Raw genomic sequence first — 18,191 nt, 5'->3', positions numbered from 1 at the left:
TTTCTTTGCACGAGCAAAGAAAGTGACACCCCTCCGCGGTCGCGGAAATGATTCGCCGGGCATGGCCCGGCGCTACCGGTGCGTCGGCGCACGCTACTACAACCACCCCTTCTGCCGCGCCAGCCGATACGCCTCGATCCGGTTGGCCACGCCCAGCTTGCCGATGCATTCGGACAGGTAATTGCGGACTGTGCCGTGCGACAGCCCCAGCTGCTCGGCGATCTCGCTGGCGGTGCGGCCCTCGCCCGCCAGGCGCAGCACGCGGCGCTCGCGGTCGGTCAGCGGGTCGGCCTGCGACCAGGCATCCAAGGCCAGCTGCGGGTCGATCGCGCGGATGCCCTGCTTCACCTTGCGCAGTGCCTCGGCCAGGTTCTCGGCCGGTGCATCCTTCAGCAGATAGCCCAGCACGCCCGCTTCCAGCGCGCGACGCAGGAAACCGGCGCGGGCGAAGGTGGTCACGATCACCACCTTGATCGGCAGTTCATGGCGGGCGATGCGCTGGGCCAGCTCCAGTCCGCTCAGCCCCGGCATTTCAATGTCGGTGACCAGGATGTCCGGCTGCAACTGCTGCAGCATGCGCCAGGCAGCTTCGCCGTCGGCAGCACTTCCCAGTACCTCGATATCCGGTTCCAGGCCCAGCAACGCCGACAATGCGCCACGCACCATCGCCTGATCTTCGGCCAACAGGATGCGGATCATGCCGCGCCTCCCTGTACCAGCGATGCCGGCGACAGCGGCGTAGTCGCGGCCATCAGGGGCACGCGCACGGTCAGCACCGTGCCCTCCCCGCGCGGCGACTGCAGCGTCAACTGGCCACCCAGCGCCGCTGCCCGCTCACGCATGCCACACAATCCATTGCCCTCGGCCTGCACGCCACCACGGCCGTCATCGCGTATCTGCATCGCCAACTGTCGGTCCTCAAGCATGAAATCCACCTGCACCCGGGTCGCCTGCGCGTGGCGCACGATGTTGGTCGCCGCCTCGCGCAGCACCAGTGCCAGCCCACGCTCTACCTCCACTGGCATCGGCGGCGGCGGCATGTACTGCAGGTGTACCTGTTGGCATTCCAGCAGCAGACGAGCCGAGGCCAGTTCGCCGGCCAGGTCGCTGGCGCGGATGCCGGTGACCGCACTGCGTACCTGTGCCAGCGCCTCGCGCGCGATGTCCTCGGCCTCGCCGATTTCCTGCCGGGCACGCGCATCATCGCGGTCGTACAGCTTGCGCGCCAGTTCCAGCTTCAGCGTGATCAATGACAGCGTATGCCCCAGCAGGTCATGCAGATCACGGCCGATGCGCTCGCGCTCGGCGGTGGTCGCCAGGCGCCGCACCTCGTCCTGGGACAGCTGCAGGGCGACGTCGCGCTGATGGCTCAGGGACTCCACGTTCACCACCAGCCCGACAATGAACGACACCGCCGGCATCCACACCATGGCCTGCCACGGATAGCCGAAGTAGAGCGCGGTGCTGCAGAACAGGAGATTCAGGCCAGTGAGCTGCAACAGGTACACCCACCAGCCGCCGCGGCTGCTCATGCGGATCATCACGCAGCCGAACACGAAGTAGCTCAGTCCAGACGGATACCACGGCAGCAGTACCAGGGCCATCACAATCATGCCCAGCGCGTAGCGCCAGGCATGGTGCCGTGGCGCCAGCATCACCTTCGCATAGAACAGCAGGAACAACGGATAGCTGGCCAGCGTCAGCAACAACCAGCGCAGCGTAAAGCCATTCCCGAGCACCGGGGTGAGGAAGATCCAGACCGACCACAGCAGGTGGATCGCACCACTCCAGGGCGACTTGCCACGCCGCAGCAGTTCGGCCACCGCCGAATCCGGTGCAGGGCGCAGCAGGGACACAAGCCAGCTCGGTGGCACGGAAGATTCCAGGCGGGGACGATCGCTGCCGATCATGCCAGTTCAGCCGACACGGCGCAGGCGGCGACGCGCCAGCAGCAGTGCGACTGCACTCACACCCAGCAACACCAGCAGATGGCCAACGGCACCGCCACGTGCCGGCTGGCCAAGAATGGGCAGGGCCAGCTGCGCCAGATGCCAGGTCGGCCACAGCGGCGCCATCGTCGAGAACACCGTCGGCAACGCCGACAACGGCAGCCACAGCCCCGACAGCAGGGCCAGCGGCAGGTAGACCAGGTTGACGATGGCCGGTGCCGCGCTGGCGCCGACATGGCTGCCGATCAGCAGGCCGATCGACCCCAGCGGCAATGCCGCAAACGCCGCCACGGCCAGCAGCTGCAATACCTGCGCCGCCTGCAGCTGCACGCCACCGAAGAGGCACGCCACCGCCATCAGCATCGCGGCGATCAGCACCGCGAACAGCATGGCCATTGCCAACCGCGCCAGCAGCGGCGCTGCAGAAGGCAACGGCAGTGCGCGCTTGAGGGTCAGCAGGCCGCCTTCTCGGTCCAGCGCCAGCTGCACGCCAAAGCCAAACAGCGAGGGCGCCATCGCGCCGAACACGCAGTAGGTCGCCAGCAGATAGACCGGCGCGTGACCACGGCCCAGCAGTACGCCGAACAACAGGTAGAACAGCACCGGGAACAACAGCGAGGGCAGCACGAACGACGGCGAGCGCCAGGCGCGACGCAGCTCGGCCAGCAGTTCAGCGCGATAGGGACGCAGCGCACGCCACCAGCCGGTGGACGCTGCACCGGCGCCGGTGGTACGGGTCAACGTGTTCATGCGGCCTCCCGGGTCAGGTCGAGGAAGGCGTCGGCCAGTGCCGCGCCCTGTACTTCCAGTTCACGCAGCTGCGCATCGGCGACGAGCAGGCGGGCCACCACCGGCGCGGCCGGGCTGGCCAGCACCTGCAGATGTTCGCCATCGCGCTGCACCTGCTGGACGCCGGGCCAGTGCTGCACCTCGTCGGCAGCCAGCGTGCTGCGGCAGCGGATGCGTCGCGGCCGGTCGGCCAGGCGCAGTTCGGACAGCGGCGCATCGGCCACTACCCTGCCCAGCTCCAGCACCACCACCCGTTGCGCCAGCGCCTCGGCTTCTTCCAGGTAGTGGGTGGTCAGCAGCACACCGCAGCCTTCGGCCACCAGCTGCCGGATCGCCTGCCACATCGCCTGCCGCGCCTGGATGTCCAGGCCGGTGGTGGGCTCATCGAGGAACAGCACGCGCGGGCGGCCGCAGATGGCAATGGCGAACTGCACACAGCGCTGCTGCCCGCCGGACAGCTGGCCATAGCGACGCCGGGCAAGGTCCTGCAGGCCCACACGCTGCAGTACGTCGCCCAACGGCAGCGGATCCGGATAGCAGGCACTGGCCTGCGCCACCAGTTCATCCACCTGCAGCATCGGCGGCAGGCTGGTGCTCTGCAGCATCACGCCGAGGCCGAGCCGATGATCGCGTTGCTGCGGATCACCGCCCAGCAGCTCGACCTGGCCGGCGTCGGCGCGACGCAGGCCCAACAGCACGCTGATCGCGGTACTCTTGCCGGCACCGTTGCGGCCCAGCAGGGCCAGTACCTGGCCAGCGCGGACCTGCAGGTCGATGCCGTGCAGGGCGGTATGGTCGCGGTAACGCACCTGCACCTGCTGCAGGCGGGCCAGCGACGGAGCGATCGGATCCATGGACAGTACCGGTAGCGGGGACGTTGCCATTCTGTGCCGCCGTGGTCACATTTCGCAGTTGCCGCCGTCAATGACATCGGATGACAGCTGTCACTGCCATCGCCGATGCACCTGCCTTCATGCTGTGCCGCACGCTCCACCGCCGGAACCGCCGCTGCCTGCCCTTCCGGTCACACCCGCCCGAACGCCTGTGATGGAACGAATGAACGCTTCTGCCGAGCTGTTGAAGGAACTCCGTATTGACCGCAAGTCGCCGCCGCCGGCCTCCAGTGGCGGCAGTGGTGGCCGCCGCTGGCTGTGGGTCGCCGTGGTCGTGATCATCGTGCTGCTGGCCGGCGGTGCGTTCGCACTGTTCGGCCGCGCGCCCACCGTGGAAGTGGACACCGCGCCGGCCGTGGCCATCCAGCAGGGCAGCGCCAGCAGTTCGGTGCTCGATGCCAGCGGCTACGTGGTCGCCCGGCGCATGGCCACGGTGTCGGCCAAGATCACCGGCAAGGTGCGCGAGGTGATGATTGAAGAGGGCATGCGGGTGGAACAGGGGCAGATCATGGCCACCCTGGACCCGATCGATGCCGACGCGCAGCGCAGCCTGTATGCCTCGCAGCTGCAAGCCGCACGCAGCCAGGTGGTCGGCTTGGAAGCCCAGCAGAAGCAGGCCGCCGCCGAGGCCAGTCGACTGCAGGCACTGGTCGGCCAGCAACTGGTCTCGCGTTCGCAGTACGACCAGGCCGTGGCCCAGCGTGACAGCCTGCGTGCGCAGCTGGAAACCGCACGGCGCAACGTCAAGGTGGCCAACGACCAGCTGTCCATCGCCGACCTCGGCGTGGACAACAACATCGTGCGCGCGCCGTTCTCCGGCGTGGTCACCGCCAAGGCCGCGCAGCCCGGGGAGATCGTCTCGCCGCTGTCGGCCGGTGGCGGCTTCACCCGTACCGGCATTGGCACCATCGTCGACATGGAATCGCTGGAGATCGAAGTCGAGGTCGGTGAAGCCTTCATCGGCCGCGTGCAGCCGAAGATGCCGGTGGAAGCCACGCTCAACGCCTACCCGGACTGGAAGATCCCGGCCGAGGTGATCGCCATCATTCCCACCGCTGACCGCGGCAAGGCCACGGTGAAGGTGCGGGTGGCACTGAAAGTGAAAGACCCGCGCATCGTGCCGGAGATGGGCGTGCGGGTCAGCTTCCTGGAACAGGCGCAGCCGCAGGCGGCCAGCAAGCCGCAGGGCGTTCGCGTGCCGGGCGGTGCGGTGGTCCAGCGCGAGGGCGTCTCGGTGGCTTTCGTGCTGGGTGACCAGAACCGCGTGCAGCAGCGCACGGTCGAGGCCGGCCAGGCGATGGGCAAGGACCGCCAGATCCTCAAGGGCGTGAGCGCGGGGGAGTCGGTGGTGGTCAACCCGCCGGACACCCTGCGCGATGGCGCCAAGGTGCAACAGAAACAAGCGCAGTAACGGCCTGGCGCCCACGGGCGCCACCGGCAGCACCGCTCGACGCACGCCTGCGGCCTCCGCCGGTGCGCTTCCCCGTTTCCCGCCTTCCGTGGAGAACCACCCATGTCGACCCTGGTTTCACTGCGCAACATCACCAAGACCTACCAGCGTGGCCCCGAAAAGGTGCAGGTGCTGCACGGCATCGACCTGGATATCGCCAGCGGCGACTTCGTCGCGCTGATGGGCCCGTCCGGTTCCGGCAAGACCACCCTGCTCAACCTGATCGGTGGCCTGGACAACCCCACGGGCGGCGAGATCAGCATCGAAGGCGAGCGCATCGACCAGATGAGCGGCGGCCAGCTGTCGACGTGGCGCAGCCATCACGTCGGTTTCGTGTTCCAGTTCTACAACCTGATGCCGATGCTGACCGCGCAGAAGAACGTGGAACTGCCGTTGCTGCTGACCCACCTCAGCGCGGCGCAGCGCAAGCGCAATGCCGAGATCGCGCTGACCCTGGTCGGCCTGGCCGACCGCCGCAGCCATCGTCCCAACGAACTGTCCGGCGGCCAGCAGCAGCGCGTGGCGATTGCCCGCGCGATCGTCTCCGACCCCACCTTCCTGATCTGCGACGAACCGACCGGCGACCTCGACCGCCAGTCCGCCGAAGAGATCCTGGGCCTGCTGCAGCAGCTCAACCGCGAACACGGCAAGACCATCATCATGGTCACCCATGACCCGAAGGCCGCCGAGTACGCCACCCACACGGTGCACCTGGACAAGGGCGAGCTGGCCGACGCCCCGCTGGCCCACTGACGGAGGCCACAGCGATGAAATACTTCTCGTTGGTCTGGGCGCAGCTGTTCCGCAGCCGCACCCGCACCCTGTTGACCCTGCTGTCGGTGGTGGCCGCGTTCCTGCTGTTCGGCATGCTCGACTCGGTACGCGTGGCGTTCTCTTCCGGTGGCAGTGTGGAAGGTGCCAACCGGTTGGTGACAGCCTCGCGCCTGTCGATCACCCAGTCGCTGCCGATCCGCCTGGAAGCGCAGATCCGCCAGGTCAGTGGCGTGCGCGATGTCACCTACGGCATGTGGTTCGGCGGCATCTACCAGGACCCGAAGAACTTCTTCCCCAACTTCTCGGTGGCGCCCAACTACTTCGATGTCTACCGCGAACTGCAGATCGACCCGGCGCAGCTGCAGGACTGGCAGCAGACCCGCACCGGTGCGATCGTCGGCGAGACGCTGGCCAAGCAGTTCGGCTGGAAGGTCGGCGACACCATCCCGCTGCAGGCCACCATCTTCCCGCGTGGCGGCAGCAACGACTGGCCGCTGGAACTGAAGGGCATCTACCGCTCGAAGGATCGCGCGTTGGCAGCCAACGAAGAACGCCAGTTGATGATGAACTGGAAGTACTTCGACGAATCCAACGACTACATCAAGAACCAGGTGAGCTGGTACACGGTGACGCTGGACAACCCGGAGCAGTCTTCGCGGGTGGCACAGGCCATCGATGCGATCTCGGCCAACTCCGACCACGAAACCAAGACCCAGACCGAGTCGGCGTTCCAGCAGGCGTTCGTCAAGCAGTTCGCCGACATCGGCATGATCGTCACCTCGATCATGGGTGCGGTGTTCTTCACCCTGCTGCTGTTGACCGGCAACACCATGGCCCAGGCGGTGCGCGAGCGTATCCCGGAACTGGCCACGCTGAAGACGCTGGGCTTCAAGGACAGCACCGTGCTGACCCTGGTGATGGTCGAATCGGTGCTGCTGATCGGCCTCGGTGGACTGCTCGGCATGGGCCTGGCGGCGTTGATCCTGCCGGCCATCAGCCCGAAGAGCATGGGCATGCTGCCGCCGCACGTACCGACGCCGACCTGGCTGGTGGGCATCGTCCTGATCGTGGTGATCGGCATCGTGGTCGGGCTGCTGCCCGCACTGCGTGCCAAGCGCCTGAAGATCGTCGACGCGCTCGCCGGCCGCTGAAGAGGACACCGACATGAACAAGCTCAAGAAGTGGCTGGGAAACGCGGTGACCGTCCTGTTGCTGGCCGTCGGCCTGGCGGTGTGGATCGGCTTGCCGTGGATCGGCGTGCTGGCCATCGCGGTGCTGGTGGGATTGTGGCTGGCGCTCACCCGCAGTGGGCGGCTGGCGCTGGCCGCCACCCGCATCGGTATTGCCAGCCTGCCGCAGCGCTGGGGTGCGTCGTCGGTGATCGTGGTCGGCATCGCCGGCGTGGTCGGTGTGCTGGTGGCGATGCTGGCGATGGGTGAAGGCTTCCAGGCCACGCTCAACAACACCGGCGATGACACCACCGCGATCGTCCTGCGCGGCGGTTCGCAGGCCGAGACCAACTCGGTCATCACCCGCGAACAGGTGCCCACGCTGTCCACCCTGCCCGGCATCACCCGCGATGCGCAGGGGCGGCCGCTGCTGTCGCCGGAACTGTCGCAGGTGGTCAACCTGGTGTCCAAGGCCGATGGCACCGACGTCAACGCGCAGTTCCGCGGTGTCGGCCCGCAGGCGTGGGCCGTGCATGACAAGGTCAAGATCGTCGAGGGCCGCCGGTTCGCCGCCGGCCTGCGCGAGATCGTGGTCGGCCAGGGTGCCAAGAGCCAGTTCCGCGACATGGACGTTGGCAAAACGCTCACCCTGGGCAACCAGACCTGGACGGTCGTAGGTGTGTTCGCCACCGGAGATGCGCATGATTCGGAACTGTGGACCGACGCCGACACGTTGGCCACCACCTATCAGCGCAGTGCCTGGCAGTCGATCAGCGTGCGCACCGATGGCAAGGCCGGCTTCGAGCAGTTCAAGGCCGCGGTCGCCGCCGATCCGCGACTGAAGCTGGACGTGGAAACCACGCGTGTCTACTACAGCAAGCAGGGTGGCGGTCTGACCAAGCTGATCGACATCCTTGGCAAGGTGATCGGCACCATCATGGCGGTCGGCGCCGTGTTCGGCGCGCTCAACACGATGTATGCCGCCGTGGCCACGCGCGCGAGAGAGATCGCCACCATGCGTGCGATCGGCTTCCGCGGCCTGCCGGTGGTGACTGCGGTGATGCTGGAAACCATGCTGTTGGCGCTGCTGGGTGGCCTGCTGGGGTGTGCGGTGGCGTGGCTGCTGTTCAACGGCTACAGCGTGTCCACCATCGGCAGCAACTTCAGCGCGGTGGTGTTCAAGTTCCATGTATCGCCGGAACTGCTGTGGAGTGGACTGAAGTGGGCGCTGGGTATCGGCCTGGTGGGCGGATTGTTCCCGGCGCTGCGCGCGGCACGGCTGCCGATCACCACGGCGCTGCGCGAGACCTGAGCACCAGGCATTGATTGAATGAGCGTTGCGAAGGGGACGGAGCGAAGGCTCCGTCCCTTTTTTTGTTTGCGTGCCATCCACGCATGACGTGGATCTACTGCGGCCCATCCACGCATGGCGTGGACCTACTGCGGCCCATCCACGCATGGCGTGGATCTACTGTGGGCCTATCCACGCATGGCGTGGATCTACCGATGTGGCGCGTGCGGGATCCAGTAGATCCACGCCATGCGTGGATGGAGGCATCCGCACTCGCATCGCTACAGATTGCGTAAACACCGCCGCTATCGATGCCTCTGCCCATCGCAAACGCAGCGCGCGTGACGTTGCGCACAGCACACCTGTGGATTGTTGGTTGCGATTCATTTTCGCGGCGTTACAGCGCGCGCGGACAAACAGTTACCGATGAAAACACTCTAGAATCCGGCCCCCACGTTGGTTTGCAGCACCCCACGCGTCCATAGAACGGACGCATGTTTTTTCTGAAACACGAGATTTCACGGATGTCCCTGAAGACCACCCCGCTGCGCAACGCGATCGTCATCGCGCTGGCCGCCAGCTGCACCACGCCCGCTTTCGCACAGGAAGCCGGCGATACCCCCACCAACCTCGACCGCATCGAGATCACCGGCTCGCGCATCCGCCAGGCCAGTGTCGAGACCGCGCAGCCGGTGGTGGCACTCAACCGCGCCGACATCGAGAAGAAGGGCTACGTCAACGTTGCCGACATCCTGCAGGACGTCACTGCAGCCGGCGCACCGAGCCTGAGCCGTTCGTCCTCGCTGAGCTCCTCGCGCGATTTCGGCGGCATGTATGTCAGCCTGCGCAACCTCGGCCCGGAACGCAGCCTGGTGCTGATCGACGGCCGCCGCATGGGCGTCAGCGCCGGCGGTTACTCCGACCTGGCCTCGATTCCGTCGGCGATCGTCGAACGCGTGGAAGTGCTGACCGATGGCGCCTCGGCGCTGTACGGCTCGGACGCCATCGCCGGCGTGGTCAACATCATCACCCGCAAGAACTTCGACGGTGGCGAAGCCAGCGTCTATGTCGGCCAGTACGGTGAAGGCGACGGCCAGAAGCGCTCCTACAGCGCCACCTTCGGCAAGACCTTCGACCGCGGCTGGTTCAGCGTCGGCGCCGAGCGCACCAAGGAAGACGAGATCCTCGGCGATGCGCGCGAGTTCAGCCGCTATCCGGGCGGCCCGCGCCATGCCGACGACGTCGACGCGCTGAGCCCGACCACCCAGTGGGGCACCGTCACCGTCGGTGGCAAGCCGCTGACCGTCGGCCCGGGCGGCGACCCGAGCAGCGCTGGCAACTTCCACACGCCGAACCCGGCCGACGGCGCCAACGCCAAGACCAACATGAGCCTGCTGAGCGGCCTGGAGCGCACCTCGGTGTTCGCCAACGGCGGCTTCTCGATCACCGACAACCTGCGCATCGTCGCCGACGCGCTGTACAGCAAGCGCGAGTCGACCAAGCACCTGGCCGGCTACCCGTACTCGGTCTCGGCTGCGCAGTCGCGCAACGGCACCCGCGCTGCCCTGTCCAAGGACAGCACCTTCAACAAGTGGGGCCAGGACGTGCTGTTCTCGCACCGCACCGAAGAGCTGCCGCGCGGTACCGAGAACACGCTGGAAACCAAGCGTGCCAGCCTCGGCCTGGAAGGCAGCTTCGAAACCGGTTCGCGCTACTGGGACTGGAACGTCAGCTACATGTACAACCGCAATGAAGGCGAGCGCGTCGGCACCGGCAGCATGTACCAGCCGCACGTCAACCTGGCCGTCGGCCCGTCCTTCATGGACGGCGGCGTTGCCCGCTGCGGTACGCCGGGTGCGGTGATCGCCGGCTGCGTGCCGTGGAATCCGGCTGCACCGATGGGCTACACCGGCCCGGGCTCGCTGGGCAACCAGGACGTGCAGGACTACCTGTTCACCCGCTTCGTCGACAAGATGCGCAGCACCACCAAGGTCGCCAGCGCCAACATCTCCGGCTCGCTGTTCACCCTGCCGGCCGGCGACATCATGGGCGCGATGGGCTTCGAGCACCGCAGCGAAGAAGCCAGCTACACCCCGGACCTGATGGTGCAGAAGGGCCAGATCGCCGGTACCACCGGCCAGCCGACCCGTGGCGACTACTCGCTCAACGAGGTCTACCTGGAAATGCAGGTGCCGCTGCTGGCCGACATGCCCTTCGCCCGCGAGCTGTCGCTGGACCTGGCCGGTCGCTACACCGACTACAACACCTTCGGTTCGACCACCAACAGCAAGTTCGGCCTGAAGTGGAAGCCGATCGACAGCCTGCTGGTGCGCGCCACCTACGGCACCGGCTTCCGTGCACCCACCGTGGACGATCTCTACGGCGGCGCAGTGTCCAGCCGCGATTCGTTCACCGATCCGTGCGATACGAAGTTCGGCATCGCCGCCAGCAGCCCGACCGTGGCAGCACGCTGCCAGGCGCTGAACGTGCCGGCCAACTTCCGTCAGCAAACCGGTTCGGACGGCAACCTTGCCAACCGCCCCGGCCAGCAGGCCACCTCCGATTTCAACTCCGGTTCCAACCCGGAACTGAAGCCGGAAACCGCCAAGACCTGGACCGTCGGCCTGGTCTACAGCCCGGAATTCGTGCAGGGCCTGGACGTCAGCCTGGACTGGTGGAAGATCCGCATCGACAACGCCATCGTCGGCGAGTCGGCCACCGACATCCTCAACCAGTGCTACGTGCAGGGTGTGGATTCGGCATGCGGTCGCTTCACCCGTTCCACCGCTGCGGCCACCCGTGGCCAGGTCTCGGCACTGGATCGCTCGCTGGTCAACGCCGGCTACCGCGAAACCGCCGGCTATGACATCGGTGTGCGTTACCGCCTGCCGGAAACCGCATACGGCAAGTTCGCCATCAACTGGAACACCACCTACACCGACTACCTGGAGCAGCGCAACGACAGCGCCGCCACCACCCCGGTGGAGCAGCGTGTGGGCTGGGCCGGCGACTTCCGCGTGCGTTCGACCTTCAACCTGGATTGGCAGTACGGCAACCTGGGCATCGGCTGGACCGCCCGTTACTACTCGGGCATGAAGGAAGCCTGCTCGTACGATCTGGGCGGTGGCCCGGACTGCAACATGGCCGACTTCTCCTCGCCGTATACCGATGCACAGCCGAGCCGCAAGGTGGGTTCCAACACCTTCCACGACCTGCAGGTGCGTTACAGCCTGCCGTGGGATGGCACCGTGTCGCTGGGCCTGAACAACGTGTTCGACCACCAGGGTCCGATCATGTACAGCCAGCCGAACAGCAGCTTCACCTACTACGGTGGCTTCGACATCGGTCGTTTCATGTACATGAAGTACCAGCAGCGCTTCTAAGCCTGCAACCGCGTTCCCGCCCCGGCCAACTCTCTCCTGGCCGTGGATGGAAGCAGAACGGCGCCCCTCGGGGCGCCGTTCTTTTTTCCGCCGTCATGTGCGCCGCCGCGCGGTGCTACCGTCTGGCGGCGCGCATCGCACGCACGTTGTCTGCGACGAACAGGATCAACCCGGCCCAGATCGCCGCAAAACCAATCGCCTTGCCGCTGTCGAAGGCCTCGTGGAAGAAGAACACGCCCAGCAGCAGCTGCAGGCTCGGTGCGATGTATTGCAGGATGCCGACCAGCGACAGCGGAATACGCTTCACCCCGTAGGCGAAACCGATCAGCGGCACCGCCGTGACCACGCCACCGAAGATCAACAGCAGATCGTTGCCCCAGCCCCAGCCACCGAAGAAGCCGCCGCCATGGCCGTTCTCGGCCCACAGCGCAAAACCCAGCGCCGGCAGGAACAGGTACAGGCTTTCCACGCCCAGCCCGGCCACCGGATCGACCGACACCAGCTTGCGCAGCAGGCCGTACAGGCCGAACGAGCACGCCAGGCCCAGCGCGATCCACGGCGGCGTGCCCGCATCGATGGTCAGCCAGGCCACGCCCACCGCGGCGATGGCTACCGCCAGCCACTGCACGCGGCGCAGGCGCTCCTTCAGCACCAGCACGCCCAGCAGAACGTTCACCAGCGGGTTGATGAAGTAGCCCAGGCTGGTTTCGATCACATGTCCTGCGTTGATCGCCCAGATGTACAGGCCCCAGTTGAAGGCGATGGTCAGGCTCGATACCGCCAGGATCGGCAGCGCGCGCGGTTGCGCGGCGATCTTCTTCCACCAGCCCAGCCGTGATGCGATCAGCAGCCAGGCCACCACCAGCACGGTGCTCCAGATGATGCGGTGGGCGATGATCTGGAACGAAGGCACTTCGTTGAGCAGATGCCAGTACACCGGCACCAGCCCCCACAGCACGAAGGTGGAGGCAGTGATCAACAGGCCCCGTCGCTGTTCTTTCTCGTCCATGCTCATCGCTTGCGTGTCCTTGCCATCGTCAGTACCACCACACCCAGAAGTATCACCGCCATGGCCAGGAAGTCGCGCCAACCAAAGCGTTCACCATTCAATGCAGCCCCCAACAGGACAGCAATCACCGGATTGACGTAGGCATAGCTGCCGGCCAGCGCCGGGCGCACGTTCTGCAGCAGCCAGACGTAAGCGGTGAACGCCACGATCGAACCGAACACGCACAGATAGGCCATCGCCAGCAGGCCGCCGCTGTCGGGCAGGGTGGTGGGGCGCTCGCCGACGACCAGGCCGATCAGCACCAGCAGCACACCCCCGCAGATCATCTGCCCGGCGGCGGTCATGAACGGTCCCGGCAGGTCTTGCCCGCGTGCCCACACCGAGCCGAACGCCCAGCCCACCGGTGCGATCAGCAGCAGCACCAGCCCGGTCGGCGAGGCAGTCAGGCTGCTGCCGGCGTTGAGCCAGACCACGCCGACGAAGCCGACGGCGATGCCCAGCCACTCACCCTTGCTGGCGTGCTGGCCGCGCAGGGCCGAGAACAACGCCATCCACAGCGGCACCGAGGCCACCGCCGTGGCGGCCAGGCCGGATGACACCTCGCGCTCGGCCAGCACCACCATGCCGTTGCCCAGCACCAGCATGGTCACGCCCATGATGGCCAGGTTACGCCACTGCCGCAGGGTCGGTTTCGGCATCTTCCAGAACAGGCGCAACGCCAGGTACATCACGCCGCCGGCAATGATGAACCGGCTGCCGGAGACCATCGTCAGCGGCAGCGCGCCACCATGCAGGGCCTTGGCGATACCCAGGTAGGTCGAGCCCCAGACCACGTAGACCAGCAGCAGCGCCAACGCAACAAGGCCACCCCGGGGGGCAGCCGCAGACGGAACGGGGGGAGCCGACATGACACACCAGGGAGCCGGGGGAAACCGATTTTAGGACGTTTTGGTTATGGTCCGGCAGCCCATGTGGTGGCACGCTGTCATCCATCCATGTCCCGCCCGCCCTTCCGGCACCCGGCGTTGACGTGGGATGCAGTACCCAGGAGGCTGGCCGGCAGCGCACTGCGCGCCCCTGGCACCGATCTTTCCCGCATGGACGCACCGCATCGAGGATCCTCACCCAGATGAGCACCACGTCCCATCCCGCCGTACCCGCCACCGACGGCGCCGCACTGCGGCGTTCCATCTCCAACACCCTCAAAGGCTCCGCCGGCAACCTGGTGGAGTGGTACGACGTCTACGTGTACTCGGTGTTCGCCGTGTACTTCGAATCGCAGTTCTTCTCGCCTGAAGACAAGAACTCCACCATGTACGTGTGGGCGATCTTCGCCGCGACCTTCCTGATGCGCCCGATCGGCGCATGGTTCTTCGGCCGGTTCGCCGACCGTCATGGCCGTCGCCTGGCGTTGACCGTGTCGGTCACGCTGATGGCCTTCTGCTCGTTCATCATCGCCATCACCCCCACCGCTGCCAGCATCGGCATCTGGGCGGCGATCATCCTGCTGTTCGCGCGTCTGCTGCAGGGCTTCGCCACCGGTGGCGAGTACGGTGCCAGCGCCACGTACATGTCCGAGGCCGCCATTCCCGGCCGCCGCGGCTTCCTGTCCTCGTTCCACTACGTCACCCTGGTGGGCGGCCACGTGCTGGCCCAGCTGACCCTGTTCGTGATGCTGACGTTCTGGGCCAAGCCGGAAATCTCCGAGTGGGGCTGGCGCATCGCCTTCGGCATCGGTGGCATCGCCGCCGTGGTGGTGTTCTGGCTGCGCCGTGGCATGGACGAGTCGCTGTCGGAATCCTCCATCGAAGCCGCGCGCGAGGGCAAGGACAAGAAGTCCGGCTCGATGTACGAACTGTTCGTGCACCAGTGGCGTCCGCTGCTGCTGTGCTTCCTGATCACCGCCGGTGGCACCATCGCCTTCTACACCTACTCGGTGAACGGCCCGAAGATGATCCAGAGCGCCTTCGCCGGCAACGACCCGATGACCGGCACCCTGATCAACCTGGGTGTGCTGGCCTTCCTGATGGTGTTGCAGCCGGTCGGCGGCTGGCTGTCGGACATCATCGGCCGCAAGAGCCTGCTGGTGTTCTTCGGTGTGGGCGGCGTGCTGTACAGCTGGTACCTGATCACCCAGCTGCCGCACCAGCACGATGCCACCCTCGCCTTCCTTACCCTGGCACTGGGCTTTGTCATCCTCACCGGCTACACCTCCATCAACGCCGTGGTGAAGGCAGAGCTGTTCCCCACCCACATTCGTGCACTGGGTGTGGGCTTCGGCTATGCATTGGCCAACTCGCTGTTCGGCGGCACCGCGCCGCTGCTGTACCAGGGCGCATTGAAGACCGGCCACGTGGACTGGTTCGCCATCTACGTCACCGCAACGATCGCGGTATCGTTGGTGGTCTATGTGTTCTTCCTCACCAACAAGGGCCCCAACTGGCTCGACGGCACGCGCAAGTAAGCGCGCCGTAGTGATCGCGGCCACCGGTGCAATGCCGGTGGCCGTTTTGTTTTCCGCGTGGACGCTGCTGCGGCAGAGCGGCTGAAGACGTGATGGTGCCGGCCGCTGGCCGGCATCTGCGCGTCACTTCGGAAGGTTCATGAGGTTGCCGGCCAGCGGCCGGCACTACCGTGCGTTCAGAGGTTGTCGGCCGGTGGCCGGCATTGCCCTTTACCGGCGGGCGGCTTCGCTCTTCTCGCGAGTGCCGTGGAATTCCGATTCCTTCTCCCACTGCGGCCAGCGACGGCTGTTGGCGAGCTCGGCGCCGAGATCGTAGACCAGCAGGGTGTCGGCCGCGTGGCCCGCCGGATCCCAGCTCGGCGTCCATGCATCGCAGGCCTGGTGGTAGCAGTCGGCGAAGTACTTCTCGCGCAGCGCGCGACCGGCCTCGACGCCGCCCTCAAGCTTGTCCAGGCCCGGGCCGATGGTGATCGCCGGCACGCCCAGGCGGGCGAAGGCGAAGTGGTCGGCACGGTAGAAGAAGCCGGCTTCCAGGTTCGGATCCGGGCTGTAGCTGCGGCCACGGGCCTTGGCCACGCGTTCCAGGTCGCCTTCCAGCGACACCCGCCCCTTGCCCCACGAGGCGATGTCACGGGTGGCACCATCCGGGCTGAACATCTCGATGTTCAGCACCGCAGCAGTCTTGTCCAGCGGCGCCAGCGGGTGCGCGGCGTAGTAGCTGGCGCCCAGCAGGCCCTTCTCTTCGGCGGTCAGGGCGACGAAGTACAGGGTGCGCTGCGGCTGCGGGCCGGCGGCGAACACCCGGCCCAGTTCGAGCACGGTGGCCACGCCGGTGGCGTTGTCGATCGCACCACGGCGGATGCGGTCGCCCTTGGCGTCGGCCTGGCCGATGCCGAAGGCATCCCAGTGCGCCGAGAAGATCACCGCCTCATCGGCGTGCTCGCCGCCGGGCAGCTTGGCCACCACGTTGCGGGTCACCACCTGCTCGCGCTTGAGCGCGAAATCGACGCTCAGCTTGGCGTTGTCCAGCGCAACCGGGCGGAAGTCCGCACTCATCGCCTTGCGCTTCTCTGCATCGAAATCCAGGCCGGCGTCGGCGAAGATCTGTTCGGCCAGCTCACGCTGCATCCAGCCACGCAGCGGCGTGTGCTGGGCCATCGCCTCGGCCTGGCCGCGCTCGATGTCGAACAGCGGCGAGGTGCCCGAACTCTTCACCGTGGCCCAGCCATAGGCGGCCGGTGCGGTCTCGTGCACGATCAGCACGCCTTCGGCACCCCGGCGCGCGGCTTCCTCGAACTTGTAGGTCCAGCGGCCGTAGTAGGTCACCGCCTTGCCATCAAACGCACCTGGCGCGTCGGCTTCAAAATCGGCATCGTTGATCAACATCACGGCGATCTTGCCGTGCAGGTCTACGTCCTTGTAGTCATTCCAGTGGCGCTCGGGCGCGTCGATGCCGTAGCCGACGAACACCAACGGCGCCTCCTTGATCTGCACGCGCTTGCGCGGCTGCAGGCTCTGCAGGGTCACGTCCACGCCATTGGCCAGCGCGCGCTTGCCGCCCTTCAGGGCAAGACTGGCCTTGGCCTGGCCGTCCAGCTGCGCGCGCACCAGCGGCACCGGCTGTACCCAGCTGCCGTCCACGCCACCCGGCTGCAGGCCGTAGCTGCGGAACTGCTCGATCAGGTACTGCACGGTGCGTTCTTCGCCTTCGGTGGCCGGTGCACGGCCTTCGAATTCGTCCGATGCCAGCACGCGCACATGACGCGACAGCGCCTGCGGATCGATGCCGCCGCCGGGAAGGTCATTGGCCGCATGGGCCAGGCCACCGACGAACAGGCAGGACGACAGCAGCAACACGCGCATCGGGTTCACGGCAGTACCACGGCTAGCTTGGAAGTCACCAGAGTGTAACGTGGTCGTGACATCGCGGCGCAGCCTGGGCCCGCGTCATCCACGCATGGCGTGGATCTACCCTCTTGCCGCCGCCAAGCACTGCGCGGGTCAGCGCGACGCGCGGTCCAGCCAGCAGGCCAGGCCCTGCGCGTTGAGTTCGATATCCATCGCGAGCACCTCGGTCACTGCGGCCAGGTCCAGTGCGCAGCCATGCTGCTGTGCACGCTCCAGGTACAGCGCCTGCAGCGCGGCCAGCAGGCACCGATGGCGGTCGGGACGGCCGTCGCACTGGCGGCCGATTGCTGCCATCGCATCGATCTGTTCGAACAGATCCTCGGCCAGCTTTTCGACCTGTTCGACACGACCGTAGTGGGTCAGGTACATCGCCTGCGGTGCGTAGCCGAGCATGCGTTGGATCGACGCCTTCATCGCGTCCGGATCGAACTGCACCGGCGATGAGGTGGGGAAGATGAAAGCGCCCTGCGCGCTGTCCAGTTCGCGGTAGGAGATACCGAAGGTATCTCCGGTGAACCAGCTGCGGCTGCGCGCATCCCACACGCAGTAGTGGTGCAGCGCATGGCCTGGCGTATGCAGCAGCACCAGTTCGCGGCCCGCCAGATCGATGCGTTGACCGTCGTCAGCCACCACCACACGCTGCTCGGGAATCGCTTCGATGCGACCATAGCTGCGCGCGATTTCCTCGGCGCCATAGACGGCGGTGGCACCGGCGATCAGCCGGGTCGGATCGATCATGTGCGGCGCGCCGCGCGGATGCAGCACCGCACGCGCATTCGGCAGCTGCTGCATCAGCAGGCCAGCGCCGCCGGCATGATCCAGGTGCACGTGGGTCAGCAGCAGCCAGTCCACCGCCTCCACGCCCAGCCCGTTGTCGGTCAAGGCCTGCAGCATCGCCGGCACTGACAGGCCGGTGCCGCAGTCAACGAATGCGGCACGACCGTTTTCGATGATCAGGTAGGCGGCATCGAAATCAGGCCGTTGGAAACCGGTATCGATGGTGTGGATGCTGGGATCGGCGGTCATCGACGCGCACCTGGCAGGATCGGGAACAGAGGCCCATGGTAGGCGCGCCGGCATGGCGTGATCGATGCGGCTTTGGTCGGAGGGGG

The 18,191-nt window shown here is 66.5% G+C and carries 14 protein-coding genes; 6 read left to right on the top strand and 8 right to left on the bottom strand.

Annotated elements, in window-relative coordinates; translation table 11 throughout:
* Nucleotides 1-96: 96 nt before the first annotated feature.
* The 4 genes from GIW57_RS05140 to GIW57_RS05125 are packed head-to-tail and all read right to left on the bottom strand — an operon-like array spanning nucleotide 97 to nucleotide 3,592.
* Nucleotides 97-699 carry a response regulator transcription factor gene (locus tag GIW57_RS05140; RefSeq protein WP_025878350.1) on the bottom strand — a complete coding sequence of 201 codons (603 nt, stop codon included), beginning with the start codon at nucleotides 697-699 and terminating at the stop codon, nucleotides 97-99.
* On the bottom strand, nucleotides 696-1,910 hold the full coding sequence (locus tag GIW57_RS05135; RefSeq protein WP_236509347.1) for a sensor histidine kinase: 1,215 nt from the start codon (nucleotides 1,908-1,910) through the stop codon (nucleotides 696-698). Before GIW57_RS05135 ends, GIW57_RS05140 begins: the two co-directional genes overlap by 4 nt.
* 6 nt (nucleotides 1,911-1,916) lie before the next feature.
* The gene (locus tag GIW57_RS05130; protein WP_236509346.1) at nucleotides 1,917-2,699 is read right to left on the bottom strand and encodes an ABC transporter permease; all 783 of its coding nucleotides are present in this window, start codon (nucleotides 2,697-2,699) and stop codon (nucleotides 1,917-1,919) included.
* Nucleotides 2,696-3,592, bottom strand: a complete 897-nt coding sequence (locus GIW57_RS05125; RefSeq protein ID WP_236509345.1) for an ABC transporter ATP-binding protein — start codon at nucleotides 3,590-3,592, stop codon at nucleotides 2,696-2,698. The genes GIW57_RS05130 and GIW57_RS05125 overlap by 4 nt, the downstream gene beginning before the upstream one ends.
* Before the next feature lie 202 nt (nucleotides 3,593-3,794).
* On the opposite strand from GIW57_RS05125, the gene GIW57_RS05120 reads away from it, so the two are divergent.
* From GIW57_RS05120 to GIW57_RS05100, 5 genes are all read left to right on the top strand, one after another.
* A complete protein-coding gene (locus tag GIW57_RS05120) occupies nucleotides 3,795-5,042 on the top strand; it encodes an efflux RND transporter periplasmic adaptor subunit (RefSeq protein WP_236509344.1) in 1,248 nt (415 codons plus the stop codon).
* Between the two features lie 102 nt (nucleotides 5,043-5,144).
* Complete coding sequence (locus tag GIW57_RS05115; RefSeq protein WP_025878346.1) at nucleotides 5,145-5,834, top strand: ABC transporter ATP-binding protein; 690 nt, start codon at nucleotides 5,145-5,147, stop codon at nucleotides 5,832-5,834.
* A 14-nt stretch (nucleotides 5,835-5,848) separates the two neighbouring features.
* A complete protein-coding gene (locus GIW57_RS05110; protein ID WP_100461922.1) occupies nucleotides 5,849-7,006 on the top strand; it encodes an FtsX-like permease family protein in 1,158 nt (385 codons plus the stop codon).
* Between the two features lie 13 nt (nucleotides 7,007-7,019).
* Entirely contained in the window at nucleotides 7,020-8,336 is a 1,317-nt protein-coding gene (locus tag GIW57_RS05105; RefSeq protein WP_089241407.1) for an ABC transporter permease, read from the top strand.
* A 503-nt stretch (nucleotides 8,337-8,839) separates the two neighbouring features.
* Nucleotides 8,840-11,698, top strand: coding sequence for a TonB-dependent receptor (locus GIW57_RS05100; protein ID WP_236509343.1), 2,859 nt, complete (start codon nucleotides 8,840-8,842; stop codon nucleotides 11,696-11,698).
* Between the two features lie 115 nt (nucleotides 11,699-11,813).
* On the opposite strand, the gene rarD is transcribed toward GIW57_RS05100, so the two are convergent.
* Together rarD and yedA are read right to left on the bottom strand one after the other, a co-directional pair.
* Nucleotides 11,814-12,713, bottom strand: a complete 900-nt coding sequence (gene rarD / locus GIW57_RS05095) for an EamA family transporter RarD (protein ID WP_236509342.1) — start codon at nucleotides 12,711-12,713, stop codon at nucleotides 11,814-11,816.
* Entirely contained in the window at nucleotides 12,710-13,615 is a 906-nt protein-coding gene (yedA, locus tag GIW57_RS05090) for a drug/metabolite exporter YedA (protein WP_236509341.1), read from the bottom strand. The genes rarD and yedA overlap by 4 nt, the downstream gene beginning before the upstream one ends.
* A gap of 221 nt (nucleotides 13,616-13,836) precedes the next feature.
* Here yedA and GIW57_RS05085 point away from each other — a divergent pair, with 221 nt between their 5' ends.
* Nucleotides 13,837-15,171 carry an MFS transporter gene (locus GIW57_RS05085; RefSeq protein ID WP_236509340.1) on the top strand — a complete coding sequence of 445 codons (1,335 nt, stop codon included), beginning with the start codon at nucleotides 13,837-13,839 and terminating at the stop codon, nucleotides 15,169-15,171.
* A gap of 210 nt (nucleotides 15,172-15,381) precedes the next feature.
* On the opposite strand, the gene GIW57_RS05080 is transcribed toward GIW57_RS05085, so the two are convergent.
* Together GIW57_RS05080 and GIW57_RS05075 are read right to left on the bottom strand one after the other, a co-directional pair.
* Nucleotides 15,382-17,034 (bottom strand): M28 family metallopeptidase, encoded by a 1,653-nt coding sequence (locus tag GIW57_RS05080; RefSeq protein ID WP_236509380.1) that lies wholly within the window; start codon nucleotides 17,032-17,034, stop codon nucleotides 15,382-15,384.
* Nucleotides 17,035-17,172: 138 nt separating this feature from the next.
* Nucleotides 17,173-18,105, bottom strand: coding sequence for an MBL fold metallo-hydrolase (locus GIW57_RS05075; protein WP_236509339.1), 933 nt, complete (start codon nucleotides 18,103-18,105; stop codon nucleotides 17,173-17,175).
* Nucleotides 18,106-18,191: the final 86 nt, after the last annotated feature.

Source organism: Stenotrophomonas sp. PA-6-5C (genome assembly GCF_021605635.1).
Lineage (GTDB): Bacteria > Pseudomonadota > Gammaproteobacteria > Xanthomonadales > Xanthomonadaceae > Stenotrophomonas > Stenotrophomonas lactitubi.
The sequence above is the reverse complement of the archived record's forward strand: the minus strand, read 5'-3'. Positions and strand labels throughout refer to the sequence as shown.

Excerpts from the sequence above, each read along its gene's own strand:
- GIW57_RS05120 (WP_236509344.1), top strand. The coding sequence starts at position 3,795 with ATGAACGCTTCTGCCGAGCTGTTGAAGGAACTCCGTATTGACCGCAAG.
- yedA (WP_236509341.1), bottom strand. The coding sequence starts at position 13,615 with ATGTCGGCTCCCCCCGTTCCGTCTGCGGCTGCCCCCCGGGGTGGCCTT.
- GIW57_RS05140 (WP_025878350.1), bottom strand. The coding sequence starts at position 699 with ATGATCCGCATCCTGTTGGCCGAAGATCAGGCGATGGTGCGTGGCGCA.
- GIW57_RS05130 (WP_236509346.1), bottom strand. The coding sequence starts at position 2,699 with ATGAACACGTTGACCCGTACCACCGGCGCCGGTGCAGCGTCCACCGGC.
- rarD (WP_236509342.1), bottom strand. The coding sequence starts at position 12,713 with ATGAGCATGGACGAGAAAGAACAGCGACGGGGCCTGTTGATCACTGCC.
- GIW57_RS05100 (WP_236509343.1), top strand. The coding sequence starts at position 8,840 with ATGTCCCTGAAGACCACCCCGCTGCGCAACGCGATCGTCATCGCGCTG.
- GIW57_RS05110 (WP_100461922.1), top strand. The coding sequence starts at position 5,849 with ATGAAATACTTCTCGTTGGTCTGGGCGCAGCTGTTCCGCAGCCGCACC.
- GIW57_RS05125 (WP_236509345.1), bottom strand. The coding sequence starts at position 3,592 with ATGGATCCGATCGCTCCGTCGCTGGCCCGCCTGCAGCAGGTGCAGGTG.
- GIW57_RS05080 (WP_236509380.1), bottom strand. The coding sequence starts at position 17,034 with ATGCGCGTGTTGCTGCTGTCGTCCTGCCTGTTCGTCGGTGGCCTGGCC.
- GIW57_RS05135 (WP_236509347.1), bottom strand. The coding sequence starts at position 1,910 with ATGATCGGCAGCGATCGTCCCCGCCTGGAATCTTCCGTGCCACCGAGC.
- GIW57_RS05105 (WP_089241407.1), top strand. The coding sequence starts at position 7,020 with ATGAACAAGCTCAAGAAGTGGCTGGGAAACGCGGTGACCGTCCTGTTG.
- GIW57_RS05115 (WP_025878346.1), top strand. The coding sequence starts at position 5,145 with ATGTCGACCCTGGTTTCACTGCGCAACATCACCAAGACCTACCAGCGT.
- GIW57_RS05075 (WP_236509339.1), bottom strand. The coding sequence starts at position 18,105 with ATGACCGCCGATCCCAGCATCCACACCATCGATACCGGTTTCCAACGG.
- GIW57_RS05085 (WP_236509340.1), top strand. The coding sequence starts at position 13,837 with ATGAGCACCACGTCCCATCCCGCCGTACCCGCCACCGACGGCGCCGCA.